Origin of the sequence: Thauera butanivorans (assembly GCF_048398245.1) — a bacterium.
Lineage (GTDB): Bacteria > Pseudomonadota > Gammaproteobacteria > Burkholderiales > Rhodocyclaceae > Thauera > Thauera butanivorans.
Map to the genome: position 1 here is coordinate 2,859,945 of NZ_CP183038.1, position 23,966 is coordinate 2,883,910.

24 protein-coding genes are annotated in these 23,966 nt (G+C 65.8%); 7 read left to right on the forward strand and 17 right to left on the reverse strand.

Annotated features, from left to right (window positions below; all coding sequences use genetic code 11):
• The first annotated feature begins 119 nt into the window (after positions 1-119).
• From fabI to folE, 3 genes are all read left to right on the forward strand, one after another.
• Entirely contained in the window at positions 120-899 is a 780-nt protein-coding gene (gene fabI / locus ACNQFN_RS13870) for an enoyl-ACP reductase FabI (RefSeq protein WP_068638096.1), read from the forward strand.
• A 15-nt stretch (positions 900-914) separates the two neighbouring features.
• The gene (locus ACNQFN_RS13875) at positions 915-1,517 is read left to right on the forward strand and encodes a hypothetical protein (RefSeq protein ID WP_068638094.1); all 603 of its coding nucleotides are present in this window, start codon (positions 915-917) and stop codon (positions 1,515-1,517) included.
• A 96-nt stretch (positions 1,518-1,613) separates the two neighbouring features.
• Complete coding sequence (gene folE / locus ACNQFN_RS13880; RefSeq protein WP_068638107.1) at positions 1,614-2,252, forward strand: GTP cyclohydrolase I FolE; 639 nt, start codon at positions 1,614-1,616, stop codon at positions 2,250-2,252.
• Between the two features lie 6 nt (positions 2,253-2,258).
• Here folE and ACNQFN_RS13885 read toward each other — a convergent pair whose 3' ends face one another.
• From ACNQFN_RS13885 to ACNQFN_RS13900, 4 genes are all read right to left on the reverse strand, one after another.
• A complete protein-coding gene (locus ACNQFN_RS13885; RefSeq protein ID WP_068638092.1) occupies positions 2,259-2,588 on the reverse strand; it encodes a DUF3301 domain-containing protein in 330 nt (109 codons plus the stop codon).
• Between the two features lie 19 nt (positions 2,589-2,607).
• A complete protein-coding gene (locus ACNQFN_RS13890) occupies positions 2,608-4,191 on the reverse strand; it encodes an inorganic phosphate transporter (RefSeq protein WP_068638106.1) in 1,584 nt (527 codons plus the stop codon).
• Between the two features lie 129 nt (positions 4,192-4,320).
• Entirely contained in the window at positions 4,321-4,689 is a 369-nt protein-coding gene (locus ACNQFN_RS13895) for a nucleotide pyrophosphohydrolase (RefSeq protein WP_068638090.1), read from the reverse strand.
• Complete coding sequence (locus ACNQFN_RS13900) at positions 4,686-5,531, reverse strand: 23S rRNA (adenine(2030)-N(6))-methyltransferase RlmJ (protein WP_418646797.1); 846 nt, start codon at positions 5,529-5,531, stop codon at positions 4,686-4,688. The genes ACNQFN_RS13895 and ACNQFN_RS13900 overlap by 4 nt, the downstream gene beginning before the upstream one ends.
• A gap of 203 nt (positions 5,532-5,734) precedes the next feature.
• Between ACNQFN_RS13900 and ACNQFN_RS13905 the strand changes: the two genes are divergently transcribed.
• A complete protein-coding gene (locus ACNQFN_RS13905) occupies positions 5,735-6,289 on the forward strand; it encodes a gamma carbonic anhydrase family protein (RefSeq protein ID WP_068638086.1) in 555 nt (184 codons plus the stop codon).
• A gap of 10 nt (positions 6,290-6,299) precedes the next feature.
• On the opposite strand, the gene ACNQFN_RS13910 is transcribed toward ACNQFN_RS13905, so the two are convergent.
• A complete protein-coding gene (locus tag ACNQFN_RS13910; RefSeq protein ID WP_418646798.1) occupies positions 6,300-6,659 on the reverse strand; it encodes an EamA family transporter in 360 nt (119 codons plus the stop codon).
• 234 nt (positions 6,660-6,893) lie between these two features.
• Here ACNQFN_RS13910 and ACNQFN_RS13915 point away from each other — a divergent pair, with 234 nt between their 5' ends.
• Entirely contained in the window at positions 6,894-7,619 is a 726-nt protein-coding gene (locus ACNQFN_RS13915; RefSeq protein WP_068638104.1) for an SIMPL domain-containing protein, read from the forward strand.
• A 106-nt stretch (positions 7,620-7,725) separates the two neighbouring features.
• On the forward strand, positions 7,726-8,262 hold the full coding sequence (locus ACNQFN_RS13920; protein WP_068638082.1) for a C40 family peptidase: 537 nt from the start codon (positions 7,726-7,728) through the stop codon (positions 8,260-8,262).
• Positions 8,263-8,370: 108 nt separating this feature from the next.
• Here the strand turns inward: ACNQFN_RS13920 and ftsB are convergent, their stop codons facing one another.
• The 7 genes from ftsB to ACNQFN_RS13955 form a co-directional block, all read right to left on the reverse strand.
• A complete protein-coding gene (gene ftsB / locus ACNQFN_RS13925) occupies positions 8,371-8,643 on the reverse strand; it encodes a cell division protein FtsB (RefSeq protein WP_068638080.1) in 273 nt (90 codons plus the stop codon).
• 89 nt (positions 8,644-8,732) lie between these two features.
• Positions 8,733-10,016, reverse strand: a complete 1,284-nt coding sequence (gene eno / locus ACNQFN_RS13930) for a phosphopyruvate hydratase (RefSeq protein ID WP_068638078.1) — start codon at positions 10,014-10,016, stop codon at positions 8,733-8,735.
• Between the two features lie 160 nt (positions 10,017-10,176).
• Positions 10,177-11,016 (reverse strand): 3-deoxy-8-phosphooctulonate synthase, encoded by an 840-nt coding sequence (gene kdsA / locus ACNQFN_RS13935; RefSeq protein WP_418646799.1) that lies wholly within the window; start codon positions 11,014-11,016, stop codon positions 10,177-10,179.
• Between the two features lie 11 nt (positions 11,017-11,027).
• The gene (locus ACNQFN_RS13940; RefSeq protein ID WP_068638076.1) at positions 11,028-12,665 is read right to left on the reverse strand and encodes a CTP synthase; all 1,638 of its coding nucleotides are present in this window, start codon (positions 12,663-12,665) and stop codon (positions 11,028-11,030) included.
• Positions 12,666-13,010: 345 nt separating this feature from the next.
• Complete coding sequence (locus ACNQFN_RS13945; RefSeq protein WP_068638102.1) at positions 13,011-13,553, reverse strand: hydrolase; 543 nt, start codon at positions 13,551-13,553, stop codon at positions 13,011-13,013.
• A gap of 13 nt (positions 13,554-13,566) precedes the next feature.
• Positions 13,567-15,543 carry an acetoacetate--CoA ligase gene (locus tag ACNQFN_RS13950; protein WP_418646800.1) on the reverse strand — a complete coding sequence of 659 codons (1,977 nt, stop codon included), beginning with the start codon at positions 15,541-15,543 and terminating at the stop codon, positions 13,567-13,569.
• An 87-nt stretch (positions 15,544-15,630) separates the two neighbouring features.
• Positions 15,631-16,050, reverse strand: coding sequence for an acyl-CoA thioesterase (locus tag ACNQFN_RS13955; protein WP_068639741.1), 420 nt, complete (start codon positions 16,048-16,050; stop codon positions 15,631-15,633).
• Positions 16,051-16,236: 186 nt separating this feature from the next.
• Between ACNQFN_RS13955 and ACNQFN_RS13960 the strand changes: the two genes are divergently transcribed.
• Positions 16,237-17,874, forward strand: coding sequence for an electron transfer flavoprotein-ubiquinone oxidoreductase (locus tag ACNQFN_RS13960; RefSeq protein ID WP_418646801.1), 1,638 nt, complete (start codon positions 16,237-16,239; stop codon positions 17,872-17,874).
• Positions 17,875-17,958: 84 nt separating this feature from the next.
• On the opposite strand, the gene ACNQFN_RS13965 is transcribed toward ACNQFN_RS13960, so the two are convergent.
• The 5 genes from ACNQFN_RS13965 to ACNQFN_RS13985 form a co-directional block, all read right to left on the reverse strand.
• Entirely contained in the window at positions 17,959-20,052 is a 2,094-nt protein-coding gene (locus tag ACNQFN_RS13965; RefSeq protein WP_418646802.1) for a TonB-dependent copper receptor, read from the reverse strand.
• Between the two features lie 73 nt (positions 20,053-20,125).
• Positions 20,126-20,587 (reverse strand): copper chaperone PCu(A)C, encoded by a 462-nt coding sequence (locus ACNQFN_RS13970; protein WP_068639574.1) that lies wholly within the window; start codon positions 20,585-20,587, stop codon positions 20,126-20,128.
• Between the two features lie 126 nt (positions 20,588-20,713).
• The gene (locus ACNQFN_RS13975) at positions 20,714-21,130 is read right to left on the reverse strand and encodes a DUF2946 domain-containing protein (protein WP_083953787.1); all 417 of its coding nucleotides are present in this window, start codon (positions 21,128-21,130) and stop codon (positions 20,714-20,716) included.
• Between the two features lie 79 nt (positions 21,131-21,209).
• Entirely contained in the window at positions 21,210-22,445 is a 1,236-nt protein-coding gene (locus ACNQFN_RS13980) for an EAL domain-containing protein (RefSeq protein WP_418646803.1), read from the reverse strand.
• Between the two features lie 78 nt (positions 22,446-22,523).
• Entirely contained in the window at positions 22,524-23,852 is a 1,329-nt protein-coding gene (locus ACNQFN_RS13985; RefSeq protein ID WP_083953788.1) for an HD-GYP domain-containing protein, read from the reverse strand.
• Positions 23,853-23,966 lie beyond the last annotated feature (114 nt).

Below are 23,966 nucleotides of genomic sequence, written 5' to 3' on the forward strand. Positions count from 1 at the left end.
CAGCACCTGCCGCTTTCGTCACGAATCATCGAAAGAAAGTTGCCGCACCCTGTGCGGGCAGGTGATTTTGCACCGCAAAAAAACCGCATTGAACAAAAACCCTACTGCGAGGACTACACATGGCTCCCATCATCGATCTGCAAGGCAAGGTCGGCCTGATCACCGGCATCGCCAACGAGAAATCCATCTCCACCGGCGTGGCCGAAGCCTGCGCCCAGGCCGGCGCCAAGCTGATCATCACCTACCAGAACGAAAAGACCCGCGCCTTCATCGAGCCGGTGATCCACCGCCTCGGCGTCGAGGACGCGTTCCTGCTCGACGTCACCCGGCCCGAGACCATGGATGCCGCCTTCGCCGAAATCGAGGCCCGCCACGGCAAGCTCGACTTCGCCGTGCACAGCATGGCTTTCGCCAAGCGCGACGACCTTCACGGCCGCGTGGTCGACACTTCGGCCGACGGCTTCGCGCTGGCGATGGACGTATCGACCCACTCCTTCGTCCGCCTCGCCAAGAAGGCCGAGCCGCTGCTCGAGAAGGCCGGCGGCGGCGCACTGGTGACGATGACCTACCTCGGCTCGGAAAAGGTCATCCCCAACTACGGCGTGATGGGCCTGTGCAAGGCCGCGCTCGAAGCCGCCACCCGCTACATGGCGGCCGAGCTCGGCGCCAAGAACATCCGCGTGAATGCCGTGTCGCCCGGCCCGCTGATGACCCGCGCCGCCTCGGGCATCGCCGGCTTCGACGGCCTGATGGCCGCCGCGGTCGAGCGCTCGCCGATGCATGCCCTGGTCACGCCCGAGGACATCGGCGCACTGACCGCCTTCCTCGTTTCCGACGCCGGGCGGCTGGTCAGTGGCGGGGTGCATTTCGTCGATGCCGGGTATAACATCATGGCGTAAGCACGGAGCATCGCCATGATCGCCACGATCGATATCACCGCAGCCCGGGCACAGCTCGGTCGAACCAGTATCGTGCTGCCGGACCCCGTTCCGGCGCATCCACTGCTCGACGGCAAGGAGGAAATCGGCCGTGGCGAATATTCGATCGTGCTCGACAAGGGCGACGGCGAGCGGGTCTACAAGATCGTCAGCTCGCCCGCCGACTACTTTCTCTACACCGCCGACGACCGTCCGCGCGGCGAGCATTTCCCCGTCATCCATGCCGACCACGGCATCATCGGCCGTGCGCAGTCCGGCTATCCGCTGCATCTGATCGAGATGGAAAAGCTCTATCCGCTGGCCGACGGCTCGCCTGCGGCAGCGCTCGCGCTGCGCCTGATCGACACCTACTGGTCGGCCTGCCAGCAATGGGGCAAGCTCGGCGCCGACATGGGCCGGATCGCGCTGTACGACATGACGCTGAACCCATTCGCCAGCGACAAGCTGGACAGGGCACTCAAGGCCTTGTCGGACTTCGTCGAGGAATACCAGGTCCTGCCCGACATCCTGAACGCCAACAATCTGATGATGCGCAAGGACGGCACGCTGGTGTTCTCGGACCCGGTCTTCATCGCCTGAGCGCTTTCCCGCTTTCCGGATGCTGCCACGGCGACGCTGGCGGGCGATCCGCGTATCATGGCCTGCCCACCAGCCGCGACATGCATGGAACGCCTGATGCACCCACACGACCATGACGCGCACGAAGAGCCCTCGCCGGCACCGCCCGACACGATCGGCATCGCACGGACCGGCGCCTTCGACGCCCCCGCCTTCGAACGCGCGATCGACGACCTGCTGCGCGCCTGCGGCATCGATCCGCATTCCTCCCATACCGGCCGCACCGCGCAGCGCGTGCGCGAACTGTGGCAGCGGCGCCTGCTCGGCGGCTACGAACTGGATCCGGCCGAAGTGCTGGGCGACGGCTTCGCCGACGAGCGCCGCGACATGGTGGTGGTGCGCGGCATCGCCGTCCATGGCGTCTGCCCTCACCACCTCGTGCCCTTCCGCGGCGTTGCCCACGTCGCCTACATTCCGGACGGGCGCCTGCACGGCTTCGGCCGCATCGCCCGCCTGGTGGACGCGATCGGCCACCGCTTCACCTACCAGGAGTGGATGACGCGCGACATCGCCGACGCGCTGCTGCGGCACGGCAAGGCTGCGGGTGCGGCTTGCGTGATCGAGGCCGAACAGCTCTGCCTGTTGCTGGGCGAGGACCGGCGCGGCGACGAACGCGTCGTGACCCAGGCTTTCAGCGGAGAATTCGAGCGCTCGCCCCAGGCCCGCAGCGAATTCCTGCGCGCGATTTCGGGCTAGACGGCATCAGTGCGGGTGCAGCACGCGGATGCGGTGCTGCGCGGTATCGACCAGCACGACCTCGCGCCCTTCGATGAGCACCGAGCCGCGATAGCGGTCGTCGCCCGACAGCGAATACTCGAAATCGAAGCCGCGGCGCAGCACCACATGCCCTTCGTCGTTGCGTGCGAGCCTGATGCCATGGCCGACGACGGTCTCGTCCAGAAACTGCAGCCCCTCGCGCAGGCAGGCACGCCGCGCCGCTTCCAGCCCGGCCTCGCGCGCCTTCAGGCTGTCGAACCAGAACCAGACGCCGCCGCCGAGCCCCAGCACCGCCATCAGCTCGGCAAAACTCATCTGCAGCGGGTAGCGGCGATCACGGCAGCATCATGCCGCGGATCATGAAGAACAGCATCGCCGCCATCAGCGCCGACGCCGGCACCGTGATGACCCAGGCGGCGGCGATGCGCATCAGTTGCGAGCGCTTCACCAGTTCGCGGCGATAGACCTTGCGCAAGCCCTTGCGCTCGACCTTGGAGAAGTGTGCCGGATCCTCGGCCTTCTTCGAGCGCTGCTTGAGGTCGCGCAGCATCTCGCCCTTCTCCTCGATCGAGGCTTTCTCGAAGCGGGCGACAAAGGCCTCGATCGCGGCCAGGTCGCCTTCCGGGTGATGCGCCTTGATCTCCGCCAGCATGCGGTCGTAGTTGCTCTTCAGGTACTCGCGCAGGAAACCGACGCCGAGCACGCCGCCGACGGCGATGTGCGTCGAGCTGACCGGCAGGCCGAACTGGCTGGCGACGATCACGGTCAGCGTCGCTGCCATGGCGATACAGTAGGCGCGCATCTGGTCGAGCTCGGTGATCTCGCTGCCGACGGTGCGGATCAGCTTCGGCCCGAACAGCGCCAGGCCGAGCGCGATGCCGAGCGCGCCCACCATCATCACCCAGGTCGGGATCGGCGCCGACTTGTGCATCACGCCGTCGCTGGTGATGACATCGACGATCGCGGCAAGCGGGCCGACCGCGTTCGACACGTCGTTGGAACCGTGGGCGAAGCTCAGCAGCGCCGCGGCCGAGATCAGCGGCACGGTGAACAAGCGGTTGACGCTCTGCTTGGTGTTGGCGAGCTGCATGCCGCGCCCGTTCATCGAGCGCTTGGTCAGCAGGAAGATCGGCACGGCGATCATCAGGCCATAGACCACCGCCTCGCCGAAACCGACCGACCACACACGGTTCAGGCCCTTCAGGATCAGGTAGGTACCGAAAGTCCAGGCCATCAGGCCGACCAGCATCGGCACCGTCCTGCGCGCCGCCGCCGCCATGTCGGTCTGATAGGTGATACTGCGCTTGACCAGATACAGGAAGGCGGCGGCGAACACGCCGCCCAGCACCGGCGACACCACCCAACTGACGACGATGTTGCCCATCGTCGACCAGGCCACGATGTCCATGCCTTCGGCGGCGATGCCGGCGCCGAGCACCGCGCCGACGATCGAATGCGTCGTCGACACCGGCGCGCCGACCGCGGTGGCGATGTTCAGCCACAGCGCGCCGGCCAGCAGCGCCGCCAGCATGATCCAGACGAACGTATCGGAATCCGTGATGAGTTCGGGGTCGATGATGCCGCTGCGGATGGTACCGACGACTTCGCCGCCGGCGATCAGCGCACCAGCCGCCTCGAAGACGGCGGCGATGACCAGGGCACCGGCCAGGCTCATCGCCTTGGAGCCGACGGCCGGACCGACGTTGTTGGCGACGTCGTTGGCGCCGATGTTCATCGCCATGTAGCCGCCGATCATGGCCGCCATGACGAGGATCAGGCTGCCGTCGCCGCCACCGCCGCGCATCGCGGCATAGAACATGACGCCGACGATGAAGAGCAGGCCGATGCCCAGGCGAAGCACTTCTCCCCGGCCACGATGCGTTGCTCGTTCAATTTCGCTGATGTGTTTCAGGTCCACGCCAAGTGATCCGAAATGGAAAGGCGCCATTGTTTCAGAAAATCGACAAGCGCCCAAACTCCTTGTGAGTCCCTCCACCGCCGATCACGCTGCGGCGCAGCATCGGTGCAACACCACCCGCGCCGGCCATTACAGCCGATCGTGCTTGTCGGCCCGCCCCCGCGCCTTGTCCACCGGATAGCGCACGGCATTGATTGCCATCTTCCGCACCGCGGCCCCTGCCAGGTCGATCTCCAGCACATCGGCCAGGCGGACGAGATAGAGCAGGACGTCCGCCAGTTCTTCCGCCACTTCGTTGCGCGTCGCAACATCCAGCTTGGCGGACTGCTCGGGGGTCAGCCACTGGAAATGCTCGATGACCTCGCCGGCTTCGCCGGCCAGCGCCATCGCGAGATTCTTGGGCGTATGGAACTGGTCCCAGTCGCGCTCGGCGGCGAAGCGGCGCAGCTCGTCGCGCAGGCGGTCCAGCCGACCCTCTCCCGTTCGATGCGGCTTCATTCGATGCGGTGCTCCAGGTCGAAACCGGCACCATCGTCGACGCCCAGCGCCTCCACCAGCCAGGGCATCGTCGATTCGAGCAGCTTGGGCAATACCCAAGGCGGATTGACGATGAACATGCCGCTGCCGAACATGCCGAAGCCCTCGCGCGGCGGCCGGCGCACCGCCAGGCGGACGTCGAGCCAACTGCCGGCACCCAGCTCCGCCAGCCGCTCCGGCAGCCTGCGCGCTTCCGGACGTGCGAGCATCGGGTACCACACTGCGTAAGTGCCGGTCGGGAAGCGCCGCATCGCATCCCTGAGGCAATCGACCACATGGCGATAGTCGTCCTTGACTTCGTAAGGCGGATCGATCAGCACCACGGCACGGCGGGAAGGCGGCGGCAGCAGGCTCTTCAGCGCACCGAAGCCGTCCGCCTTGCGGCATTGCACGCGCTCGGCCTCGGTGGCGAAAGTGCGTGCCAGGGAGTCGAAATCGGCCGGATGCAGCTCGAACAGGCGCAGCCGATCCTGCGGCCGCGCCAGCGTCATCGCCAGAGCGGGCGAGCCCGGATAGAACAGCAGGCGGCCATGGGGATTGAACTGTGCCAGCGCCGCACGGTAGGCGGCCAGCGGCTCGGGCAGGTCCGCCCGGTTCCAGATGCGGCCGACGCCATCGACATGCTCGGCGGTCTTGCCGGCCTGCTCGCTGTCGAGCGCGTAGCAGCCGCCGCCCGCATGGGTGTCGATGTAATGCCAGGGCTTGTCCTTGCGGTTGAAATAGGACAGCAGCTCGAGCAGCAGGGTGTGTTTCAGGACGTCGGCGTGGTTGCCGGCATGAAAGGCGTGGCGGTAACTGAGCATGAAGGATATCCGTTTGCGACTCGCATGCTAGCACCGCAGAGGGGGAAAGCGCCAAGGCAGTCGGGGATCCGGATGGGGAATTCCCCGCAGGATCAGGGACATTGCCGGCCCCCGGAGTGGTTTGCAGCGCCGGATGCGCTTGCTATGATGCGCCCCCCGAGCGTCGGCATTGGCCGGCAGCCAGAGAGAGCGAGAAAACACACATGAGCATCTACGCCCTGGGCGATCGCACGCCCCGTTTCGGCGAAGGATCCTGGATCGCCCACAATGCGACCGTGGTCGGCGCGGTGGAGGCCGGCCGCGACGTCAGCATCTGGTACAACGTGGTGATTCGCGGCGACAACGATCCGATCAGGATCGGCGACGGCAGCAACATCCAGGACGGCTCGGTGCTGCATACCGACGACGGCGTGCCGCTGACCATCGGCGCGGACGTCACCATCGGCCACATGGCGATGCTGCACGGCTGCTCCATCGGCGACGGCAGCCTCATCGGCATCAATGCCGTGATCCTCAACAACGCGGTCATCGGCAGGAACTGCATCATCGGCGCCAACGCGCTGATCCCCGAGGGCAAGGCCATCCCCGACCGTTCGCTGGTCGTCGGCTCGCCCGGCCGGGTGATCCGCCAGCTTTCCGATGCCGAGATCGAGCACCTGAAGTGGAACGCCCGCCACTACGTCGAGAACGCAGCCCGCTACAAGACCGAACTGCGGGCGATCGACCCCGCGGCGGTACTCGGCCAGCCGCCGGCCTGAGCACCAGGCCTCAGGCCGGCAGTTGCCCGCCGGTCCGGGCCAGCCAGACCACGGCGGTCAGCACGATCGCACCGCCGAGGATCTGCAAGGGCGTGAACGCCTCGCCCAGGAAGATCGCCGCCAACACGATCGTCACCACGGGCTCCAAGGTCGACAGGGTTGCCGCATCGGCCGCCCCCAGGTGGCAGATGCCGACGAACAGGCCGAGCATCGCCACCACCGTGCATACGATGGCGATCGCGAAGCACAGCAGCAGCACGGCCGTCACGTCTGCGCCGCCGGCATAGGCCTGGCGTGCGAAGATCGCCATCGCGCCGAACGATGCTGCCGAAAGCGCCACGCAGAGTGCGCCGACGAGTCGTGGATTCATGATGCAGGCGGCAAAAGCCGGGAAGCTTGCCTCCACACCACGCGCGGGTCAATCAGGCGGCTGTGCAGGCGCGCCGAACGCCGGCAATCGTCGGGCAATGCACACTTACACCCGCCTGCCCCGCCAGGCGGCGAATTGCGGTATACCGGACATCCCATCCATCACGGCGGGCGCATGCGCGCCATCGCTGCACGCGCCGGCCATTCATCGATCATCACTCCCGGGAGTTCGCCCATGTCTCTTCGCCTCTGGCCCAGCATCATCCTCGGCGCCGCCCTCGTCTCACCGCTTGCCTCAGCCGTCGCGCTTGCCGCCCCCGGGCAGGACGCCCGCCAACAGCAGACCATCGAGTTCTCCGCGAATGCAAGCCAGGCAGCGCCGAACGACCTCGGCATCGCCACGCTCTATGCCGAAAGCAACGGAAAGAATACCGCCGTGCTGGCGAAGGAAATCAACCAGCGTATCAGCAAGGCGCTCGAGCTGGCGCGCGGCTTTGCCAGCGTGAAAGCCCAGTCCGGCGGCGTATCGACCTGGCCGGTGTATGCGAAGAACGGCCAGGGGAAGATCGAATCGTGGCGCATGCGCTCGGAGATCCGCGTCGAGAGCCGGGATCTCGGCGTGCTGTCGGAGCTGATCGGCAGGCTGCAGTCGGACCTGGCCCTGTCGGGCGTCGCCATGCAGCCCGCGCCCGAGACCCGGCGCAAGGCGGAAGAGGAAGCCACCGTCAGCGCGATCCAGGCTTTCGAGCAGCGCGCGGCGCTGATCGCCAAGACCCTCGGCAAGCAATACCGCATCGTGCATATGTCGATCGGCGACAGCGGCGGCCTGCCGCCGATCAGGTATCGCATGCAGGCCGCGCCGGCGATGATGGCCGAAGCGGCACATGCGCCGGCGCCGCTCGAAGGCGGCGAGAGCGAACTGGCAGTCAATATCAACGGCCGCATCGAATTGCTGGACTGAGACAGGCCAGACCTGCCACTGCCGGCTGCCGCACTGGACGCGACGGGCCGGCTCGATTATGTTTGCGCGCATGGAACATGCATCGACACCTGCTCCGCGCCCGGCCATGCTGCCAGACATCCGCCTTGCCGGCATCATCGCGCTCGCCGCAGCCCTCCTCGCCGGCTGCAGTTCGACGCCCGCTCCCGGTCCGCGCGCGACCACGGATGCGCCCATCACCCAGCCCGACCAGGGCCGGTACTTCACCCTCGAAGACGAGACTCATGCGCAGGAAATGGTGCTGTTCGCGCTCGGCCTGCTCGACACCGGCTACCGCTTCGGCGGACGCAACCCCGAAGCGGGCCTGGACTGCAGCGGCATGGTGGCCTGGATCGTCGAGAACATCAGCGGCAGGCGCCTGCCGCACAACGCGGCCCAGATCGCCGATCGTACGCGGCCGATCAAGCTCAGCCAGCTCCAGCCCGGCGACCTGGTGTTCTTCAACACCCTGAAGCGCCGCCATTCGCACATGGGCATCTACATCGGCGACGGCCGCTTCATCCATGCGCCATCCAGCCGCGGCAGCGTCCGCGTGGAAAGGCTGGACAACCGCTACTTCGCGCCGCGCATCGACGGTGCGCGAACGCTGATCGCCTTGAATTGAGGTTGCGGTCCATGCCCGGCGGCGGGCATGCAGGTTACCGGCGCGAGCCCTTGTGCCCGGCTTCCGTTCGGTTTTCTTCGCGCCGTGCGGGCTTGCCGGCGCAGGATTTCATTTCTGCGGCACCTGCACGTAGATTTCTTCCGGCCGGGTCAGGCCGAGTTCGAAGCGCGCCCGCTCCTCGATCGCCTCGTTGCCCGACTTGAGATCGCGCACTTCGGCATCGAGGCCGGCGTTGCGCTGTTCGAGCCTCAGGTTCTCGGCGCGCTGCGCCTGCAGCAGGCGGTCGACTTCCCATACCCGCAGCCAGCCGCCCTTCCCCAACCAGAGCGGGTACTGCAGCAGCACGACGAGGGCGAGCAGGATCAGGATGGGCCAGCGCATGTTCGGGAAATGGTCGGAGCGTGCACGACAAAGGCCGGCGGATCGTCCACCGGCCTCGCGCATGCTTCAGTCTCGGTTCGGCACCCTGCTCAGCGCAGGTTGTAGAACGCGCGCTTGCCCGGGTAGAAGGCGGTGTCGCCCAGGTCTTCCTCGATGCGCAGCAGCTGGTTGTACTTCGAGATGCGGTCCGAGCGCGACAGCGAGCCGGTCTTGATCTGCATCGCGCGCAGGCCGACGGCGATGTCGGCGATGGTCGAATCGTCGGTTTCGCCCGAACGGTGCGAGATCACCGCGGTATAGCCGGCCAGCTTGGCCATCTCGACGGCAGCGAAGGTCTCGGTCAGGGTGCCGATCTGGTTAATCTTGATCAGGATCGAGTTGGCCACGCCCTGCTCGATGCCCTGCTCCAGGATCTTGGTGTTGGTCACGAACAGGTCGTCGCCCACCAGCTGCACCTTGTTGCCCAGACGCTCGGTCAGCAGCTTCCAGCCGTCCCAGTCGCCTTCGGCCATCGCGTCCTCGATCGACACGATCGGGAACTTGTCGCACAGGGTCGCGAGGTAGTCGGTGAAGCCTTCGGCGCTCAGCGACAGGCCCTCGCCCTTCAGTTCGTACTTGCCGTCCTTGTAGAACTCGGAGGCGGCGCAGTCGAGCGCCAGCAGCACGTCCTGGCCGGGCACGTAGCCGGCGGCGATGATGGCTTCCTGGATCAGGTTCAGCGCCTCCTCGGTACCGGACACGTTGGGAGCGAAGCCGCCTTCGTCGCCGACGGTGGTCGGGTAGCCCTTGGCATCGACGATCTTCTTCAGGTTCTGGAAGATTTCGGCGCCGCAGCGCAGGGCTTCGCGGAAGCTCGTCATGCTCACCGGCATGATCATGCATTCCTGGATGTCGAGGCTGTTGTTGGCATGCTCGCCGCCGTTGATGACGTTCATCATCGGCACCGGCATCACCATCGGGCTGGAGCCGCCGAAGTAGCGGTACAGCGGCAGGCCGGACTCCTCGGCGGCGGCCTTGGCCACTGCCATCGACACCGCCAGCATGGCGTTGGCGCCCAGACGCGACTTGTTCTCGGTGCCGTCGAGTTCGATCAGCGTGCGATCGATGAAGGACTGGTCTTCGGCGTCGAGGCCGATGATGGCTTCGGCGATCTCGGTGTTCACGTTCTCGACCGCACGCAGCACGCCCTTGCCGAGGAAACGCGACTTGTCGCCGTCGCGCAGTTCGATCGCCTCGCGCGAGCCGGTGGACGCGCCCGAGGGCACGGCGGCGCGGCCCATCACGCCGGACTCCAGCAACACGTCGGCTTCGACGGTCGGGTTGCCGCGAGAATCGAGAATCTCGCGGGCGATCACATCAACGATTGCGCTCATGTTTTTTTATCTCCTGTTGTCGCTACGGAATGATTCAAATCGGTCACGGAGGGGCATGATCCGACAGAAAGGATGCTCGCGCCCGATCGCCAGCGTGTGGGCGCAGCCGCACAATAGCGCTTATCAGTCCATCCGGATACTGCAGGCCCCCAAGTCATTGTCAAAGCGTCGCTTCCAGAAAGCCTTCGCGCTTGACCAGCGCGTCGATCTCCTTCAGCGTCGTCAGCAAGGCCTTCATCTTCGGCAGCGGCCAGGCATTGGGGCCGTCGGACAGCGCCTTGGCCGGGTCGGGATGGGTTTCCATGAACAGGCCCGCCACGCCGACCGCGACCGCCGCGCGTGCCAGCACCGGCACGAACTCGCGCTGGCCGCCCGAGGCCGTGCCCTGCCCGCCCGGCAACTGCACCGAATGGGTGGCATCAAACACCACCGGACAGCCGGTGTCGCGCATGATCGCCAGCGAACGCATGTCGGAGACGAGGTTGTTGTAGCCGAAGGAGGCGCCGCGCTCGCAGACCATGATGGTGTCGGCGCCGCCGTTGGCCTCGCGCGCCTTGTCGGCGACGTTCTTCATGTCGCCCGGGGCGAGGAACTGCCCCTTCTTGATGTTCACCGGTTTGCCGCTGGCCGCCACCGCATGGATGAAATCGGTCTGGCGGCACAGGAAGGCAGGCGTCTGCAGCACATCGACCACCGCCGCCACGGCCGGGATTTCCTCGATGGTATGGACGTCGGTCAGCACCGGCAGGCCGAGCTGCGTCTTCACCGCTTCGAGCATCTTCAGCCCGCTGTCCATGCCATGGCCGCGGAAGCTCTTGCCCGAGCTGCGGTTGGCCTTGTCGTAGGAGGCCTTGAAGATGTAGGGGATGCCCAGTTCGCCGCAGATTTCCTTCATCTGCCCGGCGATGTCTAGGCATATCTGCTCGGACTCGGCCACGCAGGGACCGGCAATGACAAAGACGGGCTTGTCGAGGCCAACTTCGAAACCACACAGCTTCATGCTTCGCTCCTTCAGGCGCTGGCCTGCTTGCGTGCGATCGCCGCCTTCACATAGGCGGTGAATAGCGGATGCCCCTTGCGCGGGTTGGAAGTGAATTCGGGGTGGAACTGACAGCCGACGAACCACGGATGCACGTCGGTGGGCAGTTCGACCATCTCGCACAGGTCGGTGGCCGGTGCGCGGCCCGCCACCACCAGGCCCTTGTCTTCGAGCCTGGCCAGCAGCGTGTTGTTCACTTCGTAGCGGTGGCGGTGGCGCTCCATGATCTCGGCCGCGCCATAGATCTCGCGTGCCAGCGTGCCTTCCTTCAACTGGCAGAGCTGGCCGCCCAGGCGCATCGTGCCGCCGAGGTCGGACGCTTCGCTGCGCTTCTCGATCCTGCCGCTGCGGTCCTTCCATTCGGTGATGAGGCCGATCACCGGGAAACGGGTGTCGGGCGCGAATTCGGTCGAATGCGCGCCTTCCATGCCGGCGACGTCGCGGGCGAACTCGACCACGGCAAGCTGCATGCCGAGGCAGATGCCCAGATAAGGCACTTTGTTCTCGCGCGCATGGCGGATCGCCGCGATCTTGCCTTCGGTACCGCGCTTGCCGAAACCGCCGGGCACCAGGATGGCGTCCATCGCGCCGAGCACGCCGCAGCCGTCGCGCTCGATGTCCTCGGAGTCGATGTAGTGGATCCTGACCTTCGACTCGGTGTGCATGCCGGCGTGGTTCAACGCCTCGATCAGCGACTTGTACGATTCGGTGAGATCGACGTACTTGCCGACGAAGCCGATGTTGACCGTCTGCTTCGGATTCTCCAGCGCATGGATCAGCTTTTCCCACACCGACAGGTCGGCCGCGCGGGCCAGGATGTCGAGCTTGTGGCAGACGATCTGGTCGAGCATCTGATCGTGCAGCATGCCCGGAATCTTGTAGATCGAGTCGGCGTCCAGGCATTCGATGACCGCTTCGGGCATCACGTTGCAGAACAGCGCGATCTTGCGCCGCTCGTCCACCGGGATGGAGCGGTCCGCGCGGCACAGCAGGATGTCGGGCTGGATGCCGATCTCGCGCAGTTCCTTGACCGAATGCTGGGTCGGCTTGGTCTTCAGCTCTCCCGCGGTCGGGATGTAGGGCAGCAGCGTCAGATGGATGAAGCAGGTTCCGTTGCGGCCTTCCTCGAAGCCCATCTGGCGGATGGCTTCGAGGAAGGGCAGCGATTCGATGTCGCCCACGGTGCCGCCGACTTCGACGATCGCCACGTCGGCGCCTTCGGCGCCGCGCTTGACGTAGGCCTTGATCTCATCGGTGATGTGCGGGATGACCTGCACGGTCTTGCCGAGGTACTCGCCGCGTCGCTCCTTCTTCAACACCGACTCGTAGATCTGGCCGGTGGTGAAGTTGTTGCGCTTGCTCATCTTGGCGCTGGTGAAGCGCTCGTAGTGGCCGAGGTCGAGATCGGTTTCGGCGCCGTCCTCGGTGACGAAGACTTCGCCATGCTGGAACGGGCTCATGGTGCCCGGATCGACGTTGATGTAGGGATCGAGCTTGAGGTGCGTGACCTTGATGCCACGGGACTCGAGGATGGCCCCCAATGAGGCCGCCGCGATGCCTTTGCCCAGGGAGGACACGACACCGCCGGTAACGAAGACGTATTTGGTCATGGGAACAGTGCTGCGGGAAAGCGCGATGATAACCGATCCGCTCGACCGAAGTCAGCACGCCGCGCCGGCGGGCCACGGTCAACTGCAACAACACCATTCATGCGCCCGCCCGCGCGGATGGCGCAGGGGCCGCTTACGTCCGGCGTTTCCTCAAACCCTCTTCTCGCAGCCGATGCAGCGATAGAGCACGGCGCCGAGCACCGCATCGATGATCGGCACGACCCGGAACAGCCACGCTCGGGCCATTCCCCAGCCATGCCGCACCGCGACACTTCAGCCCCGAAAAACGATTTCCTTCAAATGACGCCGGCAAATCCGCCTGACGAATGCCCCCCCGCAGTCAGCTCAGCGGATGAAATCCCGGCTCACTTCGCGAAAGAGCTCGGTGCCGCCACGCTGCAGCCATTCGAAGGCGACCATCTCGCGCGACACGATCTCGATACCGTGCGCGCGCATGCGCGCGAAGGCCAGCTCGCGATCGGCCGGATTGCGCGAGCCGGCGGCATCGGCGACGATGAACACCTCCTTGCCCGCCCAGCGCAGCTCGAGCGCGGTTTGCTGCACGCAGACGTGGGCCTCGGTGCCGCAGACGACGACTTGCCGGCGCGCTTCCACCGCGGTTGCGTCCAGGCGGCCCTCGGCTTGCGCCGAAAAGCACTGCTTGACGACATATTGCGCATCGGCGGTCGCCGCACGCACTGAAGCCAGCGTAGCGCCGATCTTCTCGGGAAAATGCTCGGTGACGACCACCGGCACGCCGATGCGCGCCGCCACCCGCGCCAGCCATACGCAATTGGCCTCGATGCGCTCGGTATCGTGGATGGCAGGCGCGAGCTTTTCCTGCACGTCGACGATCAGCAGTACGGATTTTTCGCGGTTCATCAGCATGTCTTTCTCCTCGTCAGGAAGCCAGTTCGTCCCGGTCGCGGAAATGCGCCAGCGCCTCGGGGTTGGCCAGCGCTTCCTGGTTCTTCACCGGGCGGCCATGCACCACGTTGCGCACCGCCAGCTCGACGATCTTGCCGCTCTTGGTGCGCGGAATGTCCTTCACCTGCAACACCTTGGCCGGCACGTGGCGCGGCGTGGTGTTGTCGCGGATCGTCTGCCGGATGCGCCCGATCAGTTCATCGTCCAGCGCCAGGCCCTCGCGCAGCCTGACGAACAGCACCACGCGCACGTCGCCCGGACTCTGCGGCGGCCAGTCCTGTCCGATCACCAGGCTCTCGACGACTTCGTCCAGCTTCTCGACCTGGCGGTAGATTTCCGCCGTGCCGATGCGCACCCCGCCCGGATTGAGCGTGGCGTCCGAACGCCCGTAGATGACGACGCCGCCGTGGGCGGTGATCTCGCAGAAGTCGCCGTGGCACCAGACCTTGGGGAAGCGATCGAAATAGGCCGCGTGGTACTTGCTGCCGTCGGCGTCGTTCCAGAACCCCAGCGGCATCACCGGGAAGGGCTTGGTGCACACCAGCTCGCCTTTCTCGCCGCGCACCGGCTGCCCGTCGTCGTCCCACACGTCCACCGCCATGCCCAGGCCGCGGCACTGGATCTCGCCGCGCCACACCGGCCATACCGGGCTGCCCAGCACGAAGCAGGAGATGATGTCGGTGCCGCCCGAGATGGACGACAGCTGCAAGTCGGCCTTGATCTCGCGATAGACGTAGTCGAAGCCTTCGGGCACCAGCGGGCTGCCGGTGCTCATCATCGCGCGCAGGGTCTCGAGCCGGTGCGTTTCGCGCGGCTCGAGGCCGAACTTGGCGCAGGCGTCGATGAACTTGGCCGAGGTGCCGAAGTGGGTCATGCCTTCGGCGTCGGCGTAGTCGAAAAGGACATGATTGCCGCCGGCGAAGGGCGAGCCGTCGTAGAGCAGCAGCGTGGCGCCGGCCGCCAGGCCGGACACCAGCCAGTTCCACATCATCCAGCCGCAGGTGGTGAAGTAGAACACGCGGTCGCCGGGCTTGACGTCGCAGTGCAGGCGATGCTCCTTGAGGTGCTGCAGCAGCGCGCCGCCGGCGCCATGCACGATGCACTTGGGCACGCCGGTGGTGCCCGAGGAGTACATGATGTACAGCGGGTGATCGAAAGGCAGCTGCGCGAACGCGATGTCGTCGACGAAATGGAAGGGCGCGATGAAGTCGGCGTACAGGCGCGCATGCGCCACCTGCGACAGATCATGTTCGCGATGCACGTAAGGCACGACCACCACGCGCTGCAGCGAGGGAAGCTGGCCGGCGATCTCGCCGAGCTTGTCGAGCACGTCGATGGTCTTGCCGCCGTAGTAATAGCCGTCGCAGGCCACCAGCACCTTGGGTTCGGTCTGGCCGAAGCGGTCGAGCACGCCCTGCACGCCGAAATCGGGCGAGGCCGAGGTGAAGATCGCGCCGATGCTCGCCGCGGCCAGCATCACGATGATCGTCTCGGGCATGTTGGGCATGTAGGCGGCGACGCGATCGCCCGCCACCACGCCCTGCTCGCGCAGTGCGGCGGCGAAATGGGCCACCGCGCGGTACAGCTCGCCGCGGCTCATGCGATTCTGCACCCGGTCCTCGCCCCAGAACACGAGGGCATCGCCGGCATCACGCGAGCGCAGCAGGTTCTGCGCAAAGTTCAGCCGCGCATCCGGAAACCATTTCGCCCCCGGCATGCGCTCGCCATCGACCAGCACCCGCTCGCCGCGCGTGCCGATCACGCCGCCGTCTTCCCAGACGCTGACCCAGAACTGCTCCGGATGCGCGACCGACCAATCATGAAGCGCAGCGTAGTCGGGCAGCGAAACGCCCCAGCGCCTTTCCGCCGCAACACGGAACGCGGTGACATTGGCCGAGGCGATGCGCTCCGGCGAAGGTGCCCACAAGGGCATGTTGTCTGCAGGATTCATGATGCCTCCTCACCACCGATCAAGTATTCATGCAAGCGCCGCCGCTTGTTGTTCTATACTGCCGCGCGACGCCCTGCGCTTGCGGCTTCAGCCGGCGGCGGCGTCGAACAGCGCCCGGATCGCTTCGGGCAAGGGCACGGACCTGCCGGTGGCGTTGTCCATCCACACGATCTTCGCCGCACCTTCCGCGTAAAGCTTGTCCTGCCCTTCCACGAAAAGTTCATACCACGTCATCACGCTCGAGCGGCCCGGTTCGCCCGCATGCATCCTGATGACGAGAGTGGCAGGATAATTGACTGGCACGAAAAAAGTGCAGCTCGCATTGATGATCACCGGCCCGGCTGCCTCCCTGGGGCTGACCGGAAAACCCATCTGCTCGATCCACTCGCAGCGCGCCTGCTCGAAGTAGCGGAAATAGACCGTGTTGTTGACATGACCATAGGCATCCATGTCGCCCCAACGCACCGGTATACGGGAGGTATGGATGAGCTTTGCCCCTTCCTTCATGCTGCTGTCTCCTGTTATTTGTTCGACCCGACCGGGTAATGTAGCATACGCATCCGTATGTTTTGCGCAGCCGCACCCTGCATTTCGCGAGGAGTTTAGACTAAGCCTTTGGGCTGAACCCTGAACCCCCTTGAACCCATTTCGCAGCTTGAACAAGAACCATGCCTTCGGCAACAGGAGAACAGAATGGAACGCGACTCGATGGAATTCGACGTGCTGGTGGTGGGCGGGGGGCCTGCCGGGCTGTCGGCGGCGATCCGCCTGAAGCAACTGGCGGCTGAGCGGGGCCGGGAACTGTCGGTGTGCCTGATCGAGAAGGCGGCCGAGCTCGGCGCCCACATCCTGTCGGGCGCGGTGATGGACCCGCGCGCGCTCACCGAACTGATCCCGGACTGGAAGGAACGGGGCGCACCGCTCAGGACGGCCGTCACCGAGGACAAGGTGCTGTTCCTGTCCGAGACCGGCGCCCGGCAGACGCCCAACGGGCTGCTGCCGGACTGTTTCGTCAATCACGGCAACTACATCGTGCGCCTGGGCAACGTGGTCAAGTGGCTGGGCGAGCAGGCCGAGGCGCTGGGGGTGGAAGTCTATCCGGGCTTCGCCGGCGCCGAGATCCTGTACGACGAGGCCGGTGCGGTCAAAGGCGTGGCCACCGGCGACATGGGCCTGAACCGCGACGGCACGCCCGGCCCGCAGCACCAGCCGGGCATGGAACTGCACGCCAGATACACCCTGTTCGCCGAAGGCTGTCGCGGCCACCTGGGCAAGCAGCTCGAAGCGAAGTACGCGCTGCGCGACGGCGCCGACCCGCAGACCTACGGCATCGGCATCAAGGAGCTGTGGGAAGTCAAACCCGAGCACCACCGCCCCGGCCTGGTCGTGCACACCGCCGGCTGGCCGATGGACAGCGCCACCTATGGCGGCGGCTTCGTCTATCACCTCGAGGACAACCTGGTCGCGGTCGGCTACGTCGTCGGCCTGGACTACAGCAACCCGCACCTGTCGCCGTTCGAGGAGATGCAGCGCTACAAGACCCACCCCGAGATCCGCAAATATCTCGAAGGCGGCAAGCGGCTGCAGTACGGTGCCCGCGCCATCGCCGCCGGCGGCCTGCAGAGCCTGCCGCGGCTGATCTTCCCGGGCGGCGCGCTGATCGGCGACGACGCCGGCTTCCTGAACGCGGCGCGCATCAAGGGCAGCCACGCGGCGATCAAGTCGGGCATGCTCGCGGCCGACGCGGCCTTCGACGCCCTGGCACAGGAACGCCAGCGCGACGCGCTGACCGCCTACCCGGCAGCCTTCCAGGACTCCTGGCTGCACGCCGAGCTGCACAAGACGCGCAACTTCAAGCCCTACATGAAGAAGGGCCTGGTCCTGGGCTCGCTGCTGTTCGGCATCGACCAGGTGCTGTTCAAGGGCAAGGTGCCGTGGACGCTGCACAACAGCGCCGACCACGACAAGCTCAAGCCGGCGGCCGAGTGCGCGAAGATCGACTACCCGAAGCCGGACGGCGTGCTGACCTTCGACCGGCTGTCCTCGGTGTTCCTGTCCAACACCAACCACGAGGAAGAGCAGCCCTGCCACCTGCGGCTGAAGGACCCGACGGTGCCGATCGCGATCAACCTGGCCCGCTACGACGCCCCCGAGCAGCGCTACTGCCCGGCCGGGGTGTATGAGATCGTGCAGGAAGCGGCCGGCCCGCGGCTGCAGATCAACGCGCAGAACTGCGTGCACTGCAAGACCTGCGACATCAAGGACCCGACCCAGAACATCGACTGGGTCGTGCCCCAGGGCGGCGAGGGGCCGATTTACCAGGGGATGTGATACGCAGCCTGCCGGCTGCCGCCAAGCGCGGGATCGACGAAGCCCCACGGCCCTCCCCGGCCGTGGGGCTTTTTGCCAGCCCCGTCAGTCGAGCGCGATCTGGGCCTTCACCCAGAACGTACGCCCCGGTTCGTTGATGCGCTCGCCGGTCACTGCGCCGCCGGCAAAGTCCCAGCCGCCCTTGCCAAGATGCTCGCTGTACTTGCGATCGAAAACGTTATCGACGCCGACAGTCAGCAAGGCGAGCTTGTTCGGGCGCCAGCCGGCATTGAGCGACAGCGTCGCGAAACCGCTGGTCGGTCCGAGATCCTGGCCGTTCGCGACGATGCTGCCCGATCCCAGGTCGTAGCGGTTCTGGCTGGCGACCATGCGCAACATCGCGCCGTAGGAAAAGCGGCGATCATCGTATTCGAGCGCCAGCCGCGCCTCCAGCGGCGGCTGCTGTGCCAGCGCCTTGCCGTCGGTATCGTTGTTGCCGCGAACCCAGGCAACGGTGCCGACCGCCTGCCAGTTGGTCGCGAAGCGCCAGGTGACATCGCCTTCCAGTCCATAGACCGTGGCATCGATGTTGCGGACGCGCGCGGTCGACGGATTGACCCAGCGCAGCAGGATGTAATCGTCGACCTTGCCATAGAAGCCGGACACCGAGGCCGACCAGGCCCCGGCGCTCCAGTCGGCGCCGACGTCGAGCTGAGTGGTCTTTTCCGGCTTCAGGGTGTCGAAGCGCTGCCCTCCCGCAGTATTTGCGCGCATGAACTCCCAGAAGTCGGGGAAACGTTCGACATAGCCCACACCCGCATACCAGGTGCCGGCGCCTTCGCCGAAATCGGCCTCGTAGCGACCGAATCCGCTCTGCAGCGTCTTGTCGACGGTCACGCCACGGGTACTCGAGGACGGCCGGTAGTCGCGCACCTCGTGTTCGTCGATACGCAGGCCGGCAACGATGCGGCGGACGTCGTCCAGTGCATAGCTGGCCTCGCCGAACACCCCGTAACGTTCGAAGCCGATGTCCTTCTGCCACCTCTGGTTGCGATAGTCCACGCCACCACGGGTTCGATGCTGGTCGTCGCGGACATCGGCACCCACGGTGATCTGCCACTGCCCGCCCGGCGCCAGCACGACCGCGGCACGCGCGCCCGTGGTCCTGCGATCGGGATTGCTGAGCATCCTCATGCCGCTATTCGATCGCAGGCTGAAGTTGTCCATCACGTGATCGATGTAGCTGTAATACGCGTGCGCCTCGACCTTGCGCACGAGCGGCGAGATGTTTCGCTTCTCGAACCTGAGCCCCGCGTGCTCGCGCTCGAACTTGGCACCGTCCATCGCGCGGTCTGCATAGGCCGCCTCGCCGTCGCTGCGGCCGAAATTGAGTTCGAGCAGCGTGTTGTCGTCCGGCGTCCAGCCGATCGCCCCTGTGGTGCTCCAGCGGGTATAGAAAGAATGGACCTCGTTGCCGTCGCCGTCATCGTAGTTGTTGCTGTCCGAACGCGTCGCGCCGATCCGCGCATAGAAATCCGGATTGCCGCCCTTGGCATCGAAGACCTGGTCGTTGCGCCCCCAGCTGCCGAGGGTGAGGCTGCCGCTGGCGCTCCAGCCGCTCTCCCTCATGCGCTGGATGTCGCGCTCGAAGAGGACGACCGCCGCGGAATTGCCGGAGCCATAGAGCACGGTCTGGGGGCCTTTCAGAACGGTCACGCGGTCGAAGGATTCCGGGTAGATGTAGGCCGTCGGAGGGTCCATCCGGCCGCCGCATCCGCCGTAGATTTCCTGGCCGTCCTGCAGAATGCCGAGACGCGAACCTGACATCCCGCGAAACACCGGGTCGCCGTCGGTGCCGCCCTTGCGGATCACGGAAAAGCCCGGGATGCTCTTGAGCATGTCCGCGCCGTCGTGCGCGGGGAGCGGCTGGCGCGGCGCCTTCGGGTCGGTCGTGACGGTCAGCGGCGCAGAAATCACGGGGGCAGTGACCACGACGCTGTCGAGCCGAGCCTCGGTGCCTTGTGCAAATGCCGGCAAAGCCAGCGAAATCGCCGCCACGAGCGGCAGTTGCCTGAAGCTGTGTTTCATGTTCTGGATCTCTTTGAATGCTTGATCACCGCATGGATCCGGCCCTGGAAGCAGGCGCGGCCAGAGCCGCCGCCGCCCGTTTCCGGGCTTCGGTCCGCAGTGTGTCGTCATGGGCAGGCCTTGCGCGGAAAGCGACGGGGAGCGGCAGCTCCCCTGGGCGCAGGCTGTCCGCGGGTTTTCGGGCTCAGTGCTTGCCGTGCTGCATCCGGCCTCCGGCCGATGCATTGAGCGGACGCGCCGGCGCCGTGATCTCGATCGTCTGGCGCTCGCCGCCGGCGCGCTCCACGACGATCTTCAGGGGCACCGCGTCGCCGTCCTTCACCTGCTGCTTCAGATCCATCAGCATCACGTGATGAGCACCGGGCTTGAGCTCGACGGTCGTTCCCGCCGGGAGATCGAGGCCCGGGATGGCATTCATCTTCATGACATTGCCGTCCATGACCATCTCGTGGATCTCGACCACGCCGGCAACCGGCGAGTCGACGGAAACAAGGCGGGCATCGGTGTCCGACGTCAGGCGCATGAAGGCGCCGGTGGCCTTCTGCTGCGACACGGTGGCGCGCACCCAGGCATCGGCCACGGTGACGTCGGCCAGAGCCGGCAGGGAACCCAGGGTGAAGGCAAGGGCGATGACGATTTTTTTCATGATGCGAGTCCTCGAACGACGAGCCGACGGCGCGATCGGCGCCGGCATGCAAGCGGCGTCGGGCGGATCGGCAAATTGGGAAGCTTGAACGCGGAATTGAACGCGGAACTCACCGCGCAGCACGGCTCACACGGACAGCGGAGGCGCGCGAGGACTCGAGGGCGACCATGCAAAGAGCGGTCGCGGAGCAACAAGGAAAAGCAGCGGCAGGCGTTCGCTCGCCCCGCCTGCGACAAGCAGCGCAGTGCGCTCCATGGGCGGCAGGCCGACTCCGGCTGCATGCGAACCGCAATACGGGCAGGAAGACAGCGACTCCAGCAGCGAACCGTCGGAGCCCTCGCCTTCAGCCAGTGCCGCATCGAGGTAGAGCCCGGCATCCGCAGCCGGAATCGCAAGCCTGTGCGTTCCGCCCGCCGAGCAGATGTCGATCAGGAGCTGCCCCTCCGCATCCGCCATTGCCCGGCTCACCGCAGGCGCCAGCGCAGCGACCAGCATCGCAGCGACGGCGAACCAGGCATGAAGGCGTTTACGAAAGCGGAACACGGGATAGGGTCAGCAGCGCAAGGGCGGGATCGTCTTCGCGGAATTATACCGAGTTGCCTTGCGCGGGACTTGATTCCGCTCAGGTCGACACGCTGGACAGACAGCTCGGGCGGCCAGCGTCGTAGAGCTTGAGCCAATCGACGAAATCGTCCAGCGCCAGCGCCGGCGAAAAATGGAAACCCTGCAGGTAGTTGCAACCGAGGGCGGCAAGCGCAGCCGCGGTCTCCGCATCCTCGACGCCTTCGGCCGTCACCATGACCCCCAGGCGATGGGAAAGCGCGATGATCGACGAGGCGATTTCCCGATCCCGTTCCGAGCTCAGTAGATCGACGACGAAACTGCGATCGATCTTCACTTCCTGCACCGACAGGTGCTTGAGCCGGCTCATGCCCGAAAAGCCGGTGCCGAAATCGTCGATGGAGAGCTTGACGCCGAGCAGACGCAGGCGGCACAGCACGTCGGCGACACCTTCCCCCGCATCGTCGACCATGTCGGTTTCGGTGATTTCGAGACACAGCTGGCGAGCGGGCACCCCCCATGTGGACAGCGCCTGCGCGATGAGATCGGGAACCTCGGCATCGTAGAGATCGGTGGCGGACAGATTGATCGACAGCGTGATGTCGAAACCCTCCGCATCCAGCCGCGCAAGCGCCTGGGCTGCATGCTGGAACAGCCAGCGGTTGAAGCGATGGCGCATGCCGAGCCTGTCGATCAGGCCGAGCACCACGGTCGGCGCCACCCATTCGCCGGGCACGCGCTCCCAGCGCAGCAAGCCTTCGGCAGCATCGCATTCGCCGCCGATCGCGTGGACCTTGGGCTGCAGGAAAAGCTGCAGGGGCTTGTCACCGCCGAACGCGCCATGCAGATCGCGTTCGAGGATGGCGAGCTGCGGCGACGTCCGTTCCATCGACTTGTCGTATATCGCGCCTCGCTCGCCTCTTTGCTGCGCATCGAGCGCCGCGATCCGCGCCGACTGCATCAGATAGAGCGGCCCCTCGCCGTGCTCGGGAGACACTGCCGCGCCACAGACGAACTGGACCGGCAGTTCCAGGCCATCGAACCGGAACGGAGACTCGCCGAAGACCTGCTCGATCTTCAGCATCGCCAGGGTCAGCACCGCCCTGCTCGGCAGTGCCGGCAGCACGATCAGCCATTCTCCCCGGCCAAGCGCGAACAGGCTGTCGCCGCTGCGCAGCAGCCGTTTGAGGGTCATGCCCATCTCGCTCTCGAGCCTGCGGCCCTGCTCGAGCGACAGCCGGCAGATGGAGACATTGGGCTGCATGCTGACCGCGATCACCCCCAGTTCGGTCCCCATGGGATCAGCCTCCATCGGGTGGCGCGAAATTTCGTTCAGGGCCGGCAACAAGTCGGGGGAGTTCAGAAGTGCCATCGGTCAGGCCAGGTAGAAATCATTGGGATCGATGCCGTATGCATTGGGCGGCAAGGCGCGGAGAATCCGGTAAGGCTCGCCAGCAGCCGTTTCGGGCTGCATCAGCAGGTCCAGTATTCGCGGAAAGCGCTCGACCGCCTTGTCCGGTGCCAGAATGACGATCACGCGCGGCTGCAGGCGCCGCACCTGGTTCTGCTGGATGACCACGGCCACTTCGCCGGAATTGAGTTCCACCAGCGTCCCGATCGGGTACAGCCCGATGCATTGCAGGAATTGATCGACCAGTGCGTCGCGGAACAAGGTGTTGCGCAGCCGGTTGATCTCTTCCATGGCGCGCTGGCTCGACACCGCCGGCAGATAGACCCTGTCCCGGGTCATCGCACAGTAGGTGTCGACGAGGCCGGCCATCTCGGCGGCCAGTGGAATGTTCATGCCCTTCAGACCGCGCGGATAGCCGCTGCCGTCGAAGCGCTCGTGATGCGCGGCAATGATGCCGAAGATCTCGGGGTCCACAGTGTTGTTGGCCTTCAGCAGCGCCAGGGTGTGCAACACATGGGCACGGACATGCTCGAACTCCTTGTCGTCCAGCGGCCCCGCCTTGGCCAGAACCTCAGGATCGATCCTGACCTTGCCGATATCCTGCAGCAGGCCCGCCAGCCCGAGCTGACGGATGCTTTGCGTGTCCAGCCCGATGAAACGGGAGAACACCATGGCGTGGACCGACACGTTGACCGCATGGTCATAGGTGTAGCGGTCCGTGCGCTTCAGACGCGTCAGCCACATCAGGGCATCGGAATTGCGCTCGACCCCCTGCGCCATCTCGCCCACCAGGCCTTCCAGGCGAGCGATGTCGATGTTGTCGCCGGCATCGATCGCCACCTGGGTTTCCCGCAGGGCGCGATACACGTCGTCGACGATCGGCGCGGAATAGAACAGCTCGGATTCGAGGCGGCTGCGGCCATCGGCGGCCCTGACACGCGGAATGCTCGGCCTGCGCTGGGTGTGTATCCTGCCTCTGAAGCTGCGTGCGACAGCGAGGAAACGCGAGGCCTCCTCGCGGCCGTCCCGCTCCTCTTCGTCGACCGCCGTCGAACGAAGGCCCGGCCCCTTGAGCGGCTCGTCCTTTTCTATCACGCGGGCGCGCTGGTGCTCACCGACCGAGCGGCTGCGGTCGATGACGACCTGCTTGCAAAGGCGCTGCAAGGTCTGGATTTCGTCGGACGTCGTGACAAGAAAGCCCTGCAGCATGAAGGGCGTCTCCACCCAGGGCCGGTCGATGTCCGCGACGTACATCCCGATCTGGACTTCGCTTGCCGGTATCGTGCTATTCAATCAAAGGCTCCATGAGCACCCTTTCGACGAAGGGTGATTTCTCGGTCGGGAACGCTTTAACGGCAGAACGACACCGGACCTGAGCCCAGTTCGGGCCCCGCATCCCCAGTTTGG